This is a genomic window from Devosia epidermidihirudinis (assembly GCF_000971295.1).
In the GTDB taxonomy this organism is placed as follows: domain Bacteria; phylum Pseudomonadota; class Alphaproteobacteria; order Rhizobiales; family Devosiaceae; genus Devosia; species Devosia epidermidihirudinis.
This window is the reverse complement of the sequence record NZ_LANJ01000019.1, coordinates 168444-186159: the sequence shown is the minus strand read 5'-3', so window position 1 is coordinate 186159 and position 17716 is coordinate 168444. Positions and strand designations below refer to the sequence as shown.

The window sequence follows — 17716 nt, the reverse complement described above, 5'->3', positions numbered from 1 at the left end:
CCAGCCCCAAAACGCCCTTGGGTTGTGTGTCCTCAATATTTGGGATTATAGTCTTACCCGAGGGCATGCAGCGTCACTTGCTCTTGAAACATTGTGATGTTTTGGGGGGACGATGCGGTATCCCACTCGACGCCGACTGACTGGCCTTGCCTTGTCGTCAACTCACCTGATCCTGCTGATTTCAGCATCTCTGGCGGTCGTCGTGTGGCACACCGGCGAGGCGCGGGCCGATTGTTCGGCGTTAAACGTTCCCAACCTTGATGCCTATACCTGCGACTTCGGCACCTATGCCGGTAGCCTCAATGATCCCACCGGCAATAACACGCTGCTGTTTCCCACCCTTGCCAATGGCGGTGGCACAGGCGTGATTGCGGGCAATGTCGTGTTCGGCATTGGCAATGACCTCATTGAAATGCATACGGGCCGGATCGACGGAGACGTCGACCAAGGCGCGGGTGCGGACCGCTTTGTCATCACCGGCGGGGTTGTGGTCGGCAATGTCCAGCAAGGCGCCGGGATTGACGATTTCCACATGACGGGGGGCGAGATTGGCTCGCTCAATCAGGGCGACAATCGCGATACGTTCTTTATGTCGGGTGGGCGCATCATCGACGCATTTGATGATGGTGACGTCGCCACAATGACCGGGGGCCGTATCGGCCGGGTCAATATGAAGCTCGACAACAATATCTTCGACATGTCGGGCGGCATCATCGACCGCAATCTGGTAACCGGGTTCGGCGACGATATCATCATCCTGTCGGCCGGCACGATTGGCGGCAATATCAGCGTCAGCGGCGGCAAAGACAGCGTCACGGTGACCGGCGGCAGTGTCGGTGGCAGCGTATTGATGAGCGCAGGTGAGGATCGCTTCGTCTGGGATGGCGGCGGCATCATCTACGGCACCATTGACATGGGGGCTGACAATGACACGGCGCGGCTGGCCAATCTGACCAATGCCAATATGGGCGCGACGCCGGCGATTACGGGCGGGCTGGGCGTGGATAGCCTGGTGCTCGATCATGTGGCGACGCCGGGCGTTAGTCGCTTTCAGGCGTGGGAAAGCATTGCGCTGACCAATGCCAGCCAGCTCATATTCGATGGCACATTGGTTCTGGGCGATGCGGGGACCGGCACTGGGGCGCTGTCGATCGACCAGACCAGCATCGTTTATGGCGGTGGGTTCAACGGAGCGGTGAGCGCGGCGATTGGCGGGCAGCTGGCCAATGTCAGCAACGCGGGACGAATTGACCTCAGCAATAATGGCGCGGCGGGCGACCGTTTCACCATCAATGGGAACTATGTCGGCAATAACGGTATGGTCATGCTCGATACGGTGTTGGGCGCGGACAACTCGGCGTCGGACCGGCTGGTGATCTCGGGCGGCGTGGCATCGGGCGCGACCAGCATCGGCGTGGTCAATGTCGGCGGTGCTGGCGCTGTGACCAATCAGGATGGTATTCAGGTCGTTCAGGCAATCAATGGCGCGACGACCTCGAATGGTGCCTTTGCGCTGGGCGGGCCGGTGGCAGCGGGGGCGTTTGAATATTTCCTGTTCAAGGGCGGGGTGTCGGCGGGGAGCGGGGAGAACTGGTATCTGCGCTCGACGCTGGTGAACCCGCCAGCGGGCGCGCCGACGCCGATATTGGCGCCAACGGTGCCGCCGCTGCAGCCAAGTCCGGAGCCACCCGTGCTCCCGCCCGATCCGACGCCAGCGCCACCGCCACCAGAAGCGCAGCCCGCGCCGCCTGTGCCGCCTGAGGCAACGCCCGCCGATCCTGATCCGGTTGATCCGGCGCCGCCGGTGACGATTACGGACCCAGTGCCGGAGGCGCCGCCAGCGCCAATGGTTCCGCCACCGTTGGTGGCGCCACCGGCGCCAGCGGCTGCGCCGACGCAATTGCCGCCGCTGCCGGGGACGACCGCTTTTGCGCCGACGCCAGGGGCGACGCCTGTCGCCGGGCTCGTGGTGCCGCTGTATCGCGTTGAGGTGCCGACCTATTCGGCACTGGGGCCATCCGCGCGCTATCTGGGATTGGCCACGCTCGGCACGTTTCACGAGCGGCGGGGCAGGCAGTCCCTGCTGGAGCAGGAACAGGAGCGCCCGGGCCTATGGGGCAGGGTGTTCGGGCAGGATGTCGAGATGAAGTGGGACGGCACGGTTGCCCCCACCTTTGACGGGAACCTGTTCGGCTTTCAGGCGGGGGCCGATGTTGCTGGTTGGGAGAACGAAAACGGCCATACCGACCGGCTCGGCGTCTTCGCTGGCGTGACCAGTATGAACGGCAATATTCGCGGCCAAGCGCTGGGTTGGAATGATCTGGGCGTGGGCAAAGTTGGAATTAATGGCACCAGTCTCGGCGCTTATTGGAGCCATGTCGGGCCAGAGGGCTGGTACCTCGATGGCGTAGCCATGGGCACCTGGTATGGCGGCAACGCCACTTCGGTGCGCGGCGTCGGCATTGGGCTCGATGGTGGCGGGCTGACGCTGTCGCTGGAGGGTGGCTATCCCATCGCGCTGGCCGATGGTTGGCGGCTGGAGCCGCAGGCGCAGCTGATTTGGCAGCATATCGGGCTCAACAGCACCGAGGACAGGTTCTCTCCGGTGTCGTTCAGCCTCGACGATGCCGTAACAGGCCGGATCGGCGTGCGGCTGGAGGGCGACGTGACGCTGGGCGATATCGCGCTTGAGCCCTATCTCAAGGCCAATCTCTGGCATGGCTTTGGCGGCACCGACACGGTGTCGTTTGGCGGCGACGCTATCAGCACCGCAACCGGCGGAACGTCGCTGGAGCTGGGGGGCGGGGTGGTGGCTAGGCTGTCGGAGACGGTTAGCCTGTTTGCCACGGGCGACTACACCACCAATCTTGGTGGGCAGTCCCAGCACGCGTTCGAGGCCAATATCGGGCTTAGCATCAAGTGGTGAGGGGGCTGCCATGTTGTGCTGAGGGATCGGAGTACCCCCTCCTAGCCTCCCCCTGATAGGGGGAGGAATTCGCGCAGTGGGTTTCCACGATAGTGCCCAAGCCTCGATCGGTTCCTCCCCCTTTTCAGGGGGAGGCTAGGTGGGGGTATGCTTCGCCTACACCACCTCAACTACCCCCATCATCCCGTGATCCTCATGGAACAGCAGGTGGCAGTGGTAGACGTATTTGCCGGTGTAATCGAGGAAGCGGTGGCGGATGGTGATGGAACCGAGCGGGGGGAGGCCGCGGGTGTCTTCAAAGCTCAGCAGTTCATCGACCGGCTCGCCATTGACGGCGATGACCTGGAAATCGTTTACGTGGATGTGGAACGGGTGCCAGTCGGTGGAGTCATTGTGGATGGTCCATTCTTCGAACGCGCCAAGCGGCACGGTCTGATCGACGCGGCCCATATCGACCTGCTGGCCGTCGATGAGGAACTTGGTGCCGCCGGGGCCACGATCCACGTCGAAACGGATTTCGCGGTGACGATCCACCTCGAGGCCACGCAGGTCTTCGCTGAGCGGGATCAGCGCGTCGGGGATCACGTGGTCGGTGACGGGTTCGCCTTCGACCACGAGGGTCGCCAGCAGCACATCGGGCTCGAACTGGCGGTCTGAACCCAGCCAGAGCATCTTGCGCAGCTCCCAGCTGCCGGTGAACTGATGGCCTTTGACCAGAATGTCGGCGCGGCAACCCGGCTCGATCAGTAGACGCTCCAGCTTAAGCGTGCGGGTCATCGGGTTGCCGTCCTTGGCGATCTGATAGAGCGGGTGGCCCTCAAGCCCGATCATCAGGAAGCTCTCTGCGGTCGCATTGACCAGCCGCCAGCGCTGCACTTCGCCGGGGCGAATGGTGAGAGTTGGATTGATCTGGCCGTTGATCGTCTTGGTCTGGCGGTGGATGTCCTGAATATCGGCGGGGACGATGGTGTTGGTCTCGTCGAACTCGGCCGACTGGATCACCAGCAGCTGATCGACGCGGCCGCTTATGCCCTCGATGTCATCCAGCCCACCTTCGATGATCAGCGCGCCCGCCATACCACCAGCCACCTGCGAATAGGTCAGGCCGTGGACATGGGGGTGGTACCAATAGGTGCCGGCTGGGTGATCGGCAGGGATTTCGATCTCGAAGTCGAATTCGGTGCCGGGCTGGATGGTGAGGAAGACGTTGTCGCTCTTGCCCGAGGGCGAGACATGCAGGCCGTGGGTGTGCAGGTTCGTGACCTCGTCGAGGTCATTGATCAGCTTGATGCGCAGCGTGTCGCCGGGCCTGGCGACAAGCGTGGGTGCGGGGTAGCTGGCTTCAAAGGTGCGGGCGATGGCGGGCGCGCCATCAATGGTCACCGGGCCATAGGCGGCGCGGAGCGTCGTTTCCAGCACGCCATCCACACTGCGGCGGACTTCGGGATACTGCAGCGGGTCACCGGCCGTCGTGGCCACGCGGGCGATGCTGCGCTCGGGCGCGATAACGGGTTCGCCGCTGTTGTGGTGGTTGTGTTGCGCCAGGGCAGGGCCGGCCATACCGGCAGCCACAATCGCGCTGCCGGACACCAACAGGTGCCGGCGAGAAATCTTTGAATCCATCAGGTAGTCCCCCCAAATCAATTGGGGTGACAATAGGTTAGCGATCAGATCGCGCAACCCATCGGGCCTGTGCTCAATTGCCGCCGAAGAGCTTTTTGAGCATGTCGGCCATCGGACCAGACTCGGGCACCTTGGCATCAGGCTTGGCCGGGCGTGCCTGACGCACATGGCTTTGCGCGGGTTTGGGCGCTTTTTCGGGTGGTGGCTCGTCGCCTTTGACGGCCAGCGCCAACTTGTTCATGAAGCCGTTGTCGTCGCCCTTGAGCAGCAGGCCAATGTGCTTGGCGGTGGCATCGAGCAGGGGGTCGAGCCAGTCCTTGTCGGCCTTGGCGAAATCACCCAGCACGTGGTGGGTGACGTATTCCTTGCCCGGATGGCCGATGCCGAGGCGGACGCGCTTGTAGTTGAGCCCGATCTGCGGGTCGATGGAGCGCAGGCCATTGTGCCCGCCATTGCCGCCGCCGATCTTGACGCGCACTTTGCCGGGGGCGAGGTCGAGTTCGTCATAGAGCACGATGATGTCGGCGGGCTCGATCTTGTAAAACTTGGCGACCTGCTGAACGCTGTCGCCCGAGCGGTTCATGAAGGTCTGCGGCTTGAGCAGAATGACCTTTTCGCCACCAATGCTGCCTTCGGCGAGCACGCCGGCATGCTTGGTGCGGAACTGGGTAATGTTGTACTCGCGCGCAATCGCGTCGAGCGCCATGAAACCGATATTGTGGCGATTGCCTTCATATTGGTTGCCCGGATTGCCCAGGCCGACGATCAACTTCATAGCGCACTCCGGAAAATGAAAGAGGCGACCCGAAGGCCGCCTCGAACTTGTAGCAGAAACGAAGCGGTCCGATTACTCGGCGGTGGCTTCGGCGTCGTCGGCTTCGCCAGCGGACTTGAGAGCCGATGGAGCAACGATGGTCGCAATGGTCACGTCTTCTTCGTGGCTGTGGTCGACAGCGCCGGCTGGCAGCTTCACGTTGGAGATGTGGACGGAATCGCCGATGTCGAGACCGGTCAGATCGACGGTCACTTCTTCAGGGATGTTGTCTGCAGACACGGTCAGATCGAGCGTGTGGTGCACGATGTTCAGCGTGCCACCGCGCTTCAGGCCTGGGCTTGCTTCTTCATTGATGAAGTTCACATGCACCTGGACATTGAGCTTGGTGTTCTTGCTGACGCGCAAGAAATCCACGTGCAGTGGGAAATCGCGGACGGGGTCAAGCTGGTAGTCGCGTGGGATCACGCGGTGCTTGGTGCCGTCAACATCGAGCTCGATGATGTGGGACAGGAAGCCGCCAGCGTAGATGTACTTGTGTGCATCCTTGTACGCGATAGCGATGGTGACGGGGGCCTTCTTGTCACCGTAGATAACAGCAGGAACGAGTCCCTGACGACGCAGTTCACGAGCGGCCCCCTTGCCTACTCCGTCACGCGCCTGTGCACTGAGCACCTTAGTAGTCGCAGCCATGGAAATATCCATTCTGGGTTGGTGTATGTGTCATCACAACAACATACGCGCCCGTCCTCCAGGGGTGACGAGCGCTTCATGGCGCGGGCTATAGCTGAAAGGGGGGCGCGGAGCAAGCAAAGTCGCGCGGGGACAGGGCTTAGCGCGCATTATCCTGGGTCAATCGCATGCGCCGGGGGCGGCTGACACAATGCCGCCAAAAGGCGATGCTGTGCATGCAATCGACTTTATGGCTTGGTCAGGACATTTCAATGAAATCAGTACTTGTTGTCGGCGTTACACTTTTCGCGCTTTTGGGCGGGCATGCCTATGCAGCGCCCACCGTAACCTTTGGCGACGATAGCGGGGAGTATTCCAATGACGGGGAGTGTGACGACCCCCGGTTTGAGGGGCCCGGCATGACGGCGACGCCGCTGCTCAGCGACGACATTTTGAGCGACGCGAGCGATTGTGGCGCGGCTTACGCCAAGGGCAATCTGTCCCTGCGTGGCGTGGCCGAGGATGGCACGCCCGACTTTGGCGATGATTCTGGTGAATTCGCCAAGGACGGCGAATGCGATGACCTGCGCTTTACCGGGCCGGGCATGACCGAAACCACTCTGATCGAAGACGACATCATGCATGATGCGACCGATTGTGCGGCGGCGTTTGCCAAGGGCAAGATCAAGCTCAATCTCTAGGGTTGGGTGCCTGCTGTGATTGCAACGTCCTCGGCTGGTCCGGGGACGTTTTTGTTTTGGCTTCGATCAGCCCGGCGCGTAGCCGGGGTGATAGGGGCGCACCTCGATCTTGCCCCAGGTGGCGGCGGGACATTTGCCCGCCAGCCTGACCGCGCTCTCCATGTCGGGGGCGTCGATTATGTAATAGCCGCCGAGCTGTTCGCTGGTCTGGGCGTAGGGGCCATCATGACTGCGCAAGGCGCCGCCCTCCGTCCAGATCGTGCGGGCGGCGCTGGTCGGTTGCAGGGCCGAGGTCGAGACAAAGGCCCCGGCCTTTTCCAGCTCGCTCTGATAGGCCCGCATCATATCCATGAAGCGGTCCATCTGGTCTTTGGGAATAGCAGCGCCGGCGGCTTCGTCGGCATAGAGCATCAGCAGATATTTCATCGCGCATCTCCTCTCAGGCGGACATCATAGTCCCCGAGCAGCAGGTGCGCGAGATGCTGGTTAGTCGAACAGGCTCGACACGCTCTGCTCGCTGGCGGTGCGGGCGATGGCTTCGCCGATCAGCGGGGCAATGCCCATGTGGCGGATATTGGCCGTGGCGCGCTGGGCTGGGGTGGCTTCAATGGAATCGGTGACCACCAGTTCCTTGAGCTTGGAGGCGCCAATGCGCTCAGACGCGCCTTCGGAGAGCACGCCATGGGTGATGTAGGCCGACACTTCCTTGGCGCCAGCCTTGAGCAGGGCTTCGGCTGCGTTGACCAGCGTGCCACCCGAGTCGACGATATCGTCGATCAGAATGCAGGCCTGGCCGGAGACGTCGCCGATGATGTTCATCACTTCGGACACGCCGGCCTTGGGGCGGCGCTTGTCTACGATGGCCAGATCGGTGCCGAGGCGCTGGGCCACAGCGCGGGCGCGGGCCACGCCGCCAACGTCGGGCGACACGATCATGGTGTTCTCGAGCTTGTAGTTGTCGAGAATGTCACGCGTGATGATCGGCGCGGCATAGAGGTTGTCGGTTGGAATATCGAAGAAGCCCTGGATCTGGCTGGCATGCAGATCAAGCGTGATGACGCGGTTGACGCCGGCTTCCGCGATCAGGTTGGCAACCAGCTTGGCCGAAATCGGGGTGCGGCCTGTGGCGCGACGATCCTGACGGGCATAGCCGAAATAGGGGACGACAGCGGTGATGCGGCGGGCTGACGAGCGACGCAGCGCGTCGGTCAGGATCAGCAATTCCATCAGGTTGTCGTTGGCGGGGAAGCTGGTCGACTGCAGGATGAACACATCCTCGCCGCGCACGTTCTCGTGCACTTCCACATAGACTTCCTTGTCGGCGAAGCGCTTCACCGTACAATCGGTCAGGGGTAATTCGAGATAGCTAGCGACGGATTGTGCAAGGGCACGGTTGGAGTTGCCAGTCACCAGCTTCATTGCGCGATCCTGTCTCAACAGCGCCCGAATTCCGGGCGTTTCCAGTTTCGCGGGCACCTTTAGCGGGTGCGGACGAGACTCGCAACGCGACAAATGGCGGATGATGAAAGAATTACGTCAGTCCGATGATGGCGATCTGTCGGCCGGTGCGCGTTTGCTGATGGGTCGCATAGCGATGGGAGAAATATCGCTCGGGCTGCCCATAGGTGCAGCCCCCCACAGAATCGATCTGCGACACGCCAGCAGCGCCGAGTTGTTCGGCGACAAACCGGGGCAGATCGAAGTGGACCTTGCCGCCGGGCGGGGTGTGGAACACATGCTCGCCGTTGGGATGAAGCGCGAGGAAATCGGAGCGGAACTGCTCGCCAACCTCGTAGTTGGGGCCCGATATGGTGGGGCCGATGGCGGCGATGATGCGCTCGGGCCGGGCGCCGAGGTCGATCATGGCCGCGATGGTGTTGCCGACTATGCCATCGACCGCGCCGCGCCAGCCGGCATGGGCCGCGCCAATGACGCCGGCCTGCGGATCCGCGAACAGGATCGGCGTACAGTCGGCGGTGAGGATGCCCAGCGCGAGCGCGGGCAGGCGCGTGACCATGGCGTCGGCCTCGATCGCATTGCCATGAGCGGGCATGGCGTCGACGACGACGACCTTTGCCGAGTGGACCTGCTTGAGGACGCAGAGGCTGGCGGGGTCAAAACCCAGCGCGGCAGTGGCCCCGGCGCGATTGGCCGTGACAAGATCGGCGCTGTCGCCCGTGCTGGTCGACATGTTGTTGGAGGCGAACTCACCCAACGAGCCACCGCCTTCGCGGCCAAAAAAGCCGTGGCGAATTTCGGCGACAGCGCCGAGGCGGGGGCTTTGGACGAAGGGGCGGGTCATTCGGTGAAGGCCGGAGGATAAAGGCCGGGGCTGGCGGCGCAGAACACCTTGAACAGCGTGCCCATCTGATCGGGGGCGGTGAGGCGGGCCTTGGCGGCAGCGATATCAGCCGAAGACCCCGGATTGGCGGCGCTGAGCGTCGCGGCGCGGTCGCTGATGCCCAAGCGATTGAGGAACTCGCCCTGGCCGAGCAGCGGCTGGACATTGAGGCCCTGGATGCGCGCGACATTGCCCAGCGCTTCGAAATCGACATGGGCGGACAGGTCGGTATCGCCCGGGGCTTCCAGCACGTCGGCATAGGCGTGGCGGCGCACGCCTTGCAGCGTCTCGCCGGTCTGGGTGCGCTCATAGCCATAATCGATAGCAAGGATCGCGCCGCCCTGGGTCGAGATGGTGTCGGCCAGCCGGTTGACGACTTCGGCACCGGCCAGAGCCACTTCGAGAATGCTGTCGGGGACGGCATTGGCCAGCGCAGCGGGCATGGCATCGGCCGGGAAAGGCGTGGGCGACATGCCAAAGGCGCGCTTGCCCTCGGTGAGGCCGACGACGCGCTCATGCCAGCCATCGGCGGCGCGGACGAACTGTCGAATGGGCAGGGCGTCGAAAAACTCGTTGGCGACCACCAGCAGCGGGCCATCGCCGACCTTGTCAAAGGCGTCGATCCATTTGGGATCATAGGCGGCGAGGCGGGCATTCTGCTCGGCGATCAGCGTCGGATTGGTCTCAAACAGCCTGAGGTCGAGCGCGTCGCGAAACCCTTCGGCGCGGCAGGCGACGCGCAGCATATCGGCCATCAGCGTGCCGCGACCGGGGCCGAGTTCGAGCAGGGTGAACTCTTTGGGCTGGCCCATTTGCTGCCAGAGGTTGACGAAGAAGAACCCGACCAGCTCGCCGAACATCTGGCTGATCTCGGGCGCCGTGACAAAGTCACCCTTGGCGCCCAGCGGATCGGCGTTCTTGTAATAGCCCTTGGACGGGTGCGTCAGGCACAGCCCCATATAGGTGGCTACCGACATCGGACCGGTGGTGCGGATCTGCATGTCGATGAGTTCGGGCAGGGTGGGGGCGGTTTCGGTCATAACAAGACGTTTCGCATGAGTTCGAATGGAGCCGCAACATCACCTCTCCCTTTGGGGGAGAGGTCGCCCTTTAGGGCGGGTGAGGGGGCCTTTACTGGGTGTGGTTCCGCGACAGGCCCCCTCACCCGTCGCTGCGCGCCGACCTCTCCCCCAAAGGGAGAGGTGAAGAACTAGCGCAGCGCACTTTGCTTGCGGGTGGCGGCGTAGATCACGAAGCCAAGGCCGGCGATGACCATGGGCACGCTCAGCACCATGCCCTGGGTGATCCAGCCGGTGCCGTAGAGGTAGCCAAGCTGGGCGTCGGGCAGACGGACGAATTCCACGGTGATCCGTGCCAGGCCATAGCCGATGCCGAAAATGCCGGCGACCATGCCGGGGCGGCGCAGGCTGTGGAACACATGGGTGAAGATGCGGATGACGATGAACAGCAGCAGGCCTTCAAGCGCGGCTTCATAGAGCTGGCTGGGGTGGCGGGGCACTTGCAGTGGATCGGTGGGGAAAATGACGCCCCAGGGTGCATTGGTCGGCGCGCCATAGAGTTCGGCATTGATGAAGTTGGCGATGCGCACGAGGAAGATGCCGATGGTGGAGACCGAGGCGATCAGGTCGAGCCCGCTCAGCCAGTTGCCACCCTTTTTGCGCGTGAACAGGATCACCGCCAGCATCAGTCCCAACATGCCGCCATGATAGGACATGCCGCCATCAAGCGTGTTGATGATCTCGAGCGGATTGGAGAGGTAATAGGGCAGGTTATAGAACAGCACATAGCCGATGCGACCGCCGAGTACGATGGCCAGCATGGTCCAAAAGGCAAAGTCCCAGATGTCCTTGGCTTCAAAGGGCGGCTCACCCTTGGCCCAGAGCTGCTTGTTGGACAGAAGGCGATAGCCATAAAGCGCGCCGAGGCCGACGCCGAACAGATAGCCCAAGGCATACCAGCGCACCGCGAAGGGACCGATGGCAAAGGCGATTGGATCAATATCGGGGAAGGGCAAAGCTGGCTCCTGCGACGTTGCGGCGGACCATTGCCGCTTCGGCCACTCTGGTCAAGTCGGGCCCCATCACCTAAATATCATCCAAAGCCAAACAGGATGGAATTGCGATGAGCCAGAACAACAGGATCTTCGACGGACTGGGCCGCGTTATGAACGAGGCCGCCGGTGTTGCCGATGGCGTTCGCCGCGAGGTCGAAACTGTCGTGAAGTCGCAGGCGCAGCGGATCGTGGTCGATATGGACCTGGTCAAGCGCGAGGACTTCGACGCCCTGCGCGAGCTGGTTCAGGTGCAGGGCGAAGAAATCGACGCGCTGCGAAAGGAAGTTGCCGCGCTGCGTGGCGCGCCAGCCAAGAACTAAGCTTTTTCGACAAGCAAAATGATGTGGCCCGGCCGATCCGGCTGGGCTGCGTTCCGGCGGGGCTGTGACCCCGACGTGTCGGCCGCCGCCGCACCGGCCTCCGGGTCAACATCTGTGCCGAGTTGGCACAAGCATTGATCCATGATCGGAATAAACGATCAAATCGGGGTGATTTTGCGCCCCCGAAAAGTAAACGAAACCTCAAGTCTTGCGCGGGTCTCGTCCTTCTCGATGTTAACAGTCTGTTAACACTTCCTGCCTGATCATCCACAAGAGATTACCGTCCTTGGCCTGCCTCGCGTCCCCTGAATCAAAAGGGAGGTGTAGGGTCTCTTCATCAGGACGATTCGTAAGCCTTCGTGCGTGCGGCCAGTTCCCTGAGTACCCCATTTTGCCGGCCAGATTCTGGTCGCATCAACTTGAGCCACGCGTTGTCAGGACGGAAGTCGTCGATGTCACTCCTCCAAGTCGAGCCCGATCGCGTTGTCCACCCGGTGGACATCATCGAGCACATCGCATCGATCAATGACTGGAATTTCGAACGGCAGGATGCCGACGAGATTTCGATCTCGGTCCGCGGCGGCTGGTGCGATTACCACGTATCCTTCAACTGGATGGAAGATCTGGAATCGCTACACATCGCGTCGGCGTTCGACCTCAAGGTGCCAGAGGGACGGCGCAACGAGATCAAGCAGTTGATTTCGTTGATCAATGAGCAGCTGTGGATCGGTCATTTCGACATCTGGAACAAGGAAGGCGTGGTGCTGTTCCGCAACTCGCACCTTTTGACCGGTGGCGCTGAAGTCTCGCCCCAGCAATGCGAAGCGCTGCTGCGCTCAGCGACCGATAGCTGCGATCTCTATTATCAGGCATTCCAGTTCGTCGTGTGGGCCGGCAAGACTGCCGCTGACGCGATGAGCCATGTGATGTTCGAAACGGTTGGTGAGGCATGAGCGCCGACCTGGCCAGCATTGGTCCGGTCATGCTGGTTGGCGCCGGCAAGATGGGGATCGCGCTGGCGCGGGGTTGGCTTGATGCGGGGCTGCCGCCCAACAATCTTATTCTCGTCGACCCGTCGCCCGGTCCGGCTGCGCTGGAACTGGCCGAAGACTATGGCCTGACGCTCAACACCGACGCGCTGGGGCTGCTGCCCAATGTGCTGGTGCTGGCGGTCAAGCCGCAGATTATCGATGCGGTTCTGACGTCGCTGCGCCCGATCGTCGGGCCGCGTACGCTGGCCATCTCGATCGCTGCGGGTATTGATCTGGCACGGCTTTCGGCTGGGCTGGACATGGGCCGCGTGATCCGCACCATGCCCAACACCCCCGCGCAAATTGGCAAGGGCATTACCGGCGCTGTCGCCGGCGATGATGTCAGCGCGGAAAACCGGCAGGCCGCAGAGGCACTTCTCAGTGCTGCGGGGCCTGTGGTCTGGTTTGATGATGAGGCCCAGCTCGATGTGGTCACGGCTGTGTCCGGCTCGGGTCCGGCCTATGTGTTCTATCTGGTTGAGGCGCTCGCCGCTGCAGCCAAGCAGCAGGGCTTGCCTAATGCCGTTGCCGAGCAACTGGCGCGTCAGACCGTGATCGGTTCGGCAGCCTTGCTGGAGGCTGATTCCGCAGCACCATCGATTCTGCGGCAGAATGTGACCTCGCCCAACGGCACGACCGCGGCTGGTCTTGCTGTGTTGATGGCCGAGCAGGATGGTCTGGTGCAATTGATCGGCCGGACGGTCGACGCCGCCAAGCGCCGCAGCGAAGAACTCGGTCGGGGTTAGGCTTCCCCGCCGCGGTTTCATTTCACACGCCACTACACGCCACCGTCATTGCCCGGCTTGTCCGGGCAATCCATCTTGTGGTGCGTTCCATGGACCACCCGGACAAGCCGGGTGGTGACGATGGGGGAGGGGTGGTGGTTGGTGGTGAAGCGCGCTTGTGTCGCGTCGTCCCTTAGACCGCACGCTTTCGCACCGACAGTCGCTGGCCACGGATTTGATCCGTCATATCTCCACGCCAACACCTCCACCGCCGTCGTTGCCCGGCTTGTCCGGGCAATCCACCTTGTGGTGCGCTCCATGGACTACCCGGACAAGCCGGGTGGTGACGATGGGGCGGGAGTGGAGGTCGGTTGGTGGGGATGGGCGCTTGTGTCGCGTCGTCCCTTAGACCGCACGCTTTCGCACCGACAGTCGCTGTCCACGGATTTGATCCGTCATACCTCCACCACCGTCAGTGCCCGGCTTGTCCGGGCAATCCATCTTGTGGTGCGCTCCATGGACCACCCGGACCAGCCGGGTGGTGACGGGGGAGGGAGCGGTGGTTGGTGGTGGTGAGGGAGCTACGACCTCGTCCTTCGACGGGCTCAGGATGAGGTCTACGGGGCGCCCAACGTCCGCCCCAACAAAAAAGGCGCGGTCCCCTCCCGAGGAACGCGCCTTGATGGATTGGCTTTGAAACTTATGCTGGGGAGAGATTGTCGGCGGCGGACTTGCCGGTGCGCTTGTCCTTGACGATCTCGTAGTTGACCTTTTGCCCCTCATCGAGCCCGTTCAGGCCCGACCGCTGGACGGCGGAAATGTGGACGAAGACGTCCGCCCCGCCTTCGTCGGGCTGAATAAAGCCAAAGCCCTTTTGGCCGTTGAACCACTTTACGGTGCCAGTTGCCATGATGCGCGTTCCCTCGTGCAGTCGCTGCTGTAGGCAGTCCCGGCCAGGATTGACCCGGACTCAAGTTATCGAAAACTATCGGGTAGTGACGTCAGCAGGCGCGAATGGAATTCGCAGGATCAGATCGGTCGGCCGCAATATTCGATAGCGACGAGCGTAGCGCGAAAGAAAACGCGGTTCAATATACCGTTTTACCATAGCAAGCTGCCCGGAAAGATGGACTCTTTCCGAGGGATAAAACAAGATCGTCAAGTATTTGCGCCGAAGTCTTCTGGTGATTTGTCGACGCGGGATAGAAAGCCAGGAGCGGAGGTCTCTACCCTTGGCCCGAAAACGTGTGTCCTGCATGGGCTGTATAGGTCTGTGCTGGACGGGCTCATAGTAACCCAAATTGTGTGACGGGGAACCGACACTTCCGTAGCATCACGGAGATGTGGTGCAACGAATTGCTTGATTTCGGCACCGTTTTCCGGCAAATCCCGCCAGCCGCGCGATGGAGCCGGCCCCCCAGAGTTACAGCTCGCTTGACCCAGGCGTTTCATTCATCCGGTGACGTGATTGCTGATCGGCGCGCTGGCTATGCCAGACTGCTTGCCGAGGACAAGGATCACGCCGCAGCGGCCGATCTGATGGAACAGGCGCTGGAGCTGGTGCCGGACTGGGCTGCGGGCTGGGATCTGCTGGGCAGCTATCACGAAAAAGCCGGCAACGTATCGGGCGCTATCTCAGCATGGCGGCACCTTGAAGCTCTCGACGACAATGGGCTGTTTGGGGCTGAGCTGAAGCTGGCAGCGCATGGCGCGGGCCGCGCCGGGGAGGGCACGGCGGTCAGCTATGTCGAAGCGCTCTTCGACCAATACGCGCCGCAGTTTGAAGCGGCGCTGGTGGACAAGCTGGGCTATCGCGTTCCCGAAATGCTGGATGCGATGCTGAACGAAGAAATGAGCCGTCAGGGAATCGACGGCTTTGCCCAGGCGCTGGATCTGGGGTGCGGCACTGGCCTGATGGGCGAGAAGCTGCGCGGCAAGGTTGGGTTCCTCGAAGGGATCGACCTGTCCGCCGCCATGATCGCCGAAACGGCGCGCAAGGGCATTTATGATCGGCTGGACAAGGCCGAGCTGGTTGAATTCCTCTCCCATCGCAGTGGCACGGCTGACCTGGTGACGGCGGCCGATGTGTTCATTTATTGCGGTGCGCTGCCGCCTGTTTTGTCGGCAGTGGTGCCGGCTATGCAGCCGGGCGGCATGTTGGCGTTTTCTCTCGAAGCCCATGATGGCGAAGAGCCGGTGTTTCTGCGGGCGTCGCTTCGCTATGCCCATGGCGTGGCCGCGACGCGCGATGCGCTGGTGGTGGCGGGGCTCGAAGTGCTACGCTTTGAAACGGCGGTGCTGCGCATGGATCGCGGGCAACCGATCACCGGCATTCTGGTTGTGGCGCGCAAACCGCCCGTGGAGCTGACGGCAGCCAATGACCATGGCGAAGACGGCGGGCACGTCGCTGCCTGATTGCTGAGGCGGCGTTCACTCGCTATGGCTTGAGCCTTCTCCGGCGCGATTGCGCTGACAACGCACGAGCCCGCCATGAACACCATTCGCTACGATTTTCGCTCCGACACAGTAACTCGTCCATCTGCGGGCATGCGCGCCGCCATGGCTGAGGCCGAAGTGGGCGATGACGTGTTCCGCGATGATCCGACCGTGTTGCAGCTGGAGCAGCGCATGGCGGCGATGCTGGGCAAGGACGACGCGATCTACGTGCCCTCGGGCACGCAATCAAACCTCTTGGCGTTGATGAGCCATTGCGGGCGCGGCGACGAGTATATCGCCGGGCAGGACGCCCATCTTTACAGCCATGAGGCGGGTGGCGCGGCGGTGTTGGGCTCGATCCAGCCGCAGCCGATCGCCCATCAGGCTGACGGAACCATGGCGCTGGGCGATATCGAGGCGGCGATCAAGCCGGACGATCACCACTACGCGCGCACCACGGTGATCGCGCTGGAAAACACCTTTGGCGGCCGGGCGCTGCCCATGGCCTATATGAATGCAGTGGCCGAGATTGCGCAGCGCCGCGCGCTGGGCTTTCATCTCGATGGCGCGCGCGCGTTCAATGCCTGCGCGGCGCTGGGGACTGATATCAAGAGCTTTACCGCGGCGTTCGATACGGTGTCGATCTGCCTGTCCAAGGGGCTCGGGGCGCCGGTTGGCTCGGTGCTGGTGGGGCGGCAGGATTTGATCGACAAGGCACGTCGCCATCGCAAGATGCTGGGCGGCAGCATGCGCCAGTCGGGCATTCTCGCGGCAGCGGGGCTTTATGCGCTCGACCACAATGTGGCGCGGCTCGCCGATGATCACCGTCGCGCCAAGCGGCTGGCGGAGGGCCTTGCGGCCTATCCGGCGCTGAAAGTGGTAACACCCGATACCAACATCATCTTTGTCGATGCGGACAAGGACATTGCCGAGCGCTTTGACGCGGCCATGGCCGCGGCGGGCGTTGGCATTCTGGGCACCTATGGCAAGCAGCGCTGGGTGACGCATATCGACATCGATGATGATGCGATCGATGGCGCGCTGGCAGCGGTTGTGGCGTTTTTTGAAGGTAAGTAGCCCACGATGTCATTCCCGCGAAAGCGGGAATCCCCCTGTCTTGTAAAGGGAGATCCCCGCTTTCGCGGGGATGACGTTGTGGTTGGGGTTAGTCCAGTCGTTCCAGCCAATGCTTGTGGAGTGCCGGGATATTGGCGCTACAGAGCAGGGGCATCGCTGCCCTGAGCTCTTCGTCTGTCCAGTCCCACCAGGCCATTTCGAGCAGCTGAGAGATGGGCTCGTCGTCGAAGCGTTTACGGATCAGTTTGGCGGGGTTGCCGCCGACGATGGCGTAGGGTTCGACGTTTTTGCTGACCAAGGCGCGCGTGCCGATGACGGCGCCGTGGCCGATGGTGATGCCGGGCATGATGATGGCTTCGCTGCCGATCCACACATCATTGCCGATCACCGTATCGCCCGATGGCGAATAGGCGTCGGTGGCGCCGGCAAAGGCTGGCTCTTCGGGCATGTAGAAGAACGGGAACGAGCTGACCCAGTCATAGCGATGGCCCTGATTACCAGCCATGATGAAGGCGGCGCCCGACCCGATGGAGCAGAAGCTGCCGACGATCAGGCGGTCCGCCCCCTCATGCGGCAGCAGGTAGCGGGCGCAATCGTCGAAGCTGTGGCCGTGATAATAGCCGGAATAGTAGCTGAAGCGACCAACCACGATATTGGGGTTGGTGACCTGCTCATGCAGTTGAATGCCGCTAAAGGCATCCTTGAAATAATTGGTCATGATGTCTCTGAAATCGACCTGCCTTGCCTCGCTCTGGAGTGCATGTGGGCAGGGTGATGAATCCAAACGTCCGCATAGCCGCCACGAGGCGGTCATGAACCAGGCGGCTGTCGCCTGTCGGAAGTGCTCCGCTGAACGCCTTAGGCGATCAGGTGCACGGGGTGCTTGGTTGCTTCGATCATCATGGGGAGAGCATAGGGGCGCTGGATCGGGTGTCAAGGCGCCGGTCGTTGGTGGGCCGTCTGCGCGTTTCCCTCGCCGCCGTCATCACCCGGCTTGGCCGGGTGATCCATCTTTCGG

At 62.3% G+C, this 17716-nt stretch carries 17 protein-coding genes; 7 read left to right on the top strand and 10 right to left on the bottom strand.

From position 1 onward, the window contains the following. The first annotated feature begins 112 nt into the window (after positions 1-112). On the top strand, positions 113-2926 hold the full coding sequence (locus tag WH87_RS12610) for an autotransporter family protein (protein WP_046137429.1): 2814 nt from the start codon (positions 113-115) through the stop codon (positions 2924-2926). A 156-nt stretch (positions 2927-3082) separates the two neighbouring features. Here WH87_RS12610 and WH87_RS12605 read toward each other — a convergent pair whose 3' ends face one another. From WH87_RS12605 to WH87_RS12595, 3 genes are all read right to left on the bottom strand, one after another. Continuing rightward, entirely contained in the window at positions 3083-4549 is a 1467-nt protein-coding gene (locus WH87_RS12605) for a multicopper oxidase family protein (protein ID WP_052726172.1), read from the bottom strand. 73 nt (positions 4550-4622) lie between these two features. Then, positions 4623-5324, bottom strand: a complete 702-nt coding sequence (gene pth, locus WH87_RS12600; RefSeq protein WP_046137430.1) for an aminoacyl-tRNA hydrolase — start codon at positions 5322-5324, stop codon at positions 4623-4625. A gap of 72 nt (positions 5325-5396) precedes the next feature. Continuing rightward, on the bottom strand, positions 5397-6014 hold the full coding sequence (locus WH87_RS12595) for a 50S ribosomal protein L25/general stress protein Ctc (RefSeq protein ID WP_046137601.1): 618 nt from the start codon (positions 6012-6014) through the stop codon (positions 5397-5399). A gap of 251 nt (positions 6015-6265) precedes the next feature. On the opposite strand from WH87_RS12595, the gene WH87_RS12590 reads away from it, so the two are divergent. Beyond that, complete coding sequence (locus WH87_RS12590) at positions 6266-6694, top strand: hypothetical protein (RefSeq protein ID WP_156458217.1); 429 nt, start codon at positions 6266-6268, stop codon at positions 6692-6694. Positions 6695-6760: 66 nt separating this feature from the next. Here WH87_RS12590 and WH87_RS12585 read toward each other — a convergent pair whose 3' ends face one another. The 5 genes from WH87_RS12585 to lgt form a co-directional block, all read right to left on the bottom strand. Next, complete coding sequence (locus tag WH87_RS12585; protein ID WP_046137431.1) at positions 6761-7120, bottom strand: YciI family protein; 360 nt, start codon at positions 7118-7120, stop codon at positions 6761-6763. Between the two features lie 60 nt (positions 7121-7180). Next, positions 7181-8113: a ribose-phosphate pyrophosphokinase gene (locus tag WH87_RS12580; RefSeq protein WP_046137432.1), complete on the bottom strand. Its 933-nt coding sequence runs from the start codon at positions 8111-8113 to the stop codon at positions 7181-7183. Positions 8114-8225: 112 nt separating this feature from the next. After that, entirely contained in the window at positions 8226-8996 is a 771-nt protein-coding gene (gene pgeF, locus WH87_RS12575; RefSeq protein ID WP_046137433.1) for a peptidoglycan editing factor PgeF, read from the bottom strand. Continuing rightward, positions 8993-10075, bottom strand: a complete 1083-nt coding sequence (locus WH87_RS12570; protein WP_046137434.1) for a class I SAM-dependent methyltransferase — start codon at positions 10073-10075, stop codon at positions 8993-8995. The genes pgeF and WH87_RS12570 overlap by 4 nt, the downstream gene beginning before the upstream one ends. 170 nt (positions 10076-10245) lie before the next feature. Beyond that, on the bottom strand, positions 10246-11070 hold the full coding sequence (gene lgt / locus WH87_RS12565) for a prolipoprotein diacylglyceryl transferase (protein ID WP_046137435.1): 825 nt from the start codon (positions 11068-11070) through the stop codon (positions 10246-10248). A 107-nt stretch (positions 11071-11177) separates the two neighbouring features. Here lgt and WH87_RS12560 point away from each other — a divergent pair, with 107 nt between their 5' ends. From WH87_RS12560 to proC, 3 genes are all read left to right on the top strand, one after another. Beyond that, positions 11178-11429 carry an accessory factor UbiK family protein gene (locus WH87_RS12560; RefSeq protein ID WP_046137436.1) on the top strand — a complete coding sequence of 84 codons (252 nt, stop codon included), beginning with the start codon at positions 11178-11180 and terminating at the stop codon, positions 11427-11429. A 452-nt stretch (positions 11430-11881) separates the two neighbouring features. Next, positions 11882-12382, top strand: coding sequence for a type III secretion system chaperone family protein (locus tag WH87_RS12555; protein WP_046137437.1), 501 nt, complete (start codon positions 11882-11884; stop codon positions 12380-12382). Then, a complete protein-coding gene (gene proC, locus WH87_RS12550) occupies positions 12379-13206 on the top strand; it encodes a pyrroline-5-carboxylate reductase (RefSeq protein WP_046137438.1) in 828 nt (275 codons plus the stop codon). Before WH87_RS12555 ends, proC begins: the two co-directional genes overlap by 4 nt. Before the next feature lie 679 nt (positions 13207-13885). On the opposite strand, the gene WH87_RS12540 is transcribed toward proC, so the two are convergent. Then, entirely contained in the window at positions 13886-14095 is a 210-nt protein-coding gene (locus WH87_RS12540) for a cold-shock protein (RefSeq protein WP_046137439.1), read from the bottom strand. 524 nt (positions 14096-14619) lie between these two features. Here WH87_RS12540 and WH87_RS12535 point away from each other — a divergent pair. Beyond that, entirely contained in the window at positions 14620-15600 is a 981-nt protein-coding gene (locus WH87_RS12535; RefSeq protein WP_046137440.1) for a methyltransferase, read from the top strand. A gap of 75 nt (positions 15601-15675) precedes the next feature. After that, entirely contained in the window at positions 15676-16698 is a 1023-nt protein-coding gene (ltaE, locus tag WH87_RS12530) for a low-specificity L-threonine aldolase (RefSeq protein ID WP_046137441.1), read from the top strand. 88 nt (positions 16699-16786) lie between these two features. Here ltaE and catB read toward each other — a convergent pair whose 3' ends face one another. Next, positions 16787-17416, bottom strand: coding sequence for a type B chloramphenicol O-acetyltransferase (gene catB, locus WH87_RS12525; protein ID WP_046137442.1), 630 nt, complete (start codon positions 17414-17416; stop codon positions 16787-16789). Positions 17417-17716: the final 300 nt, after the last annotated feature.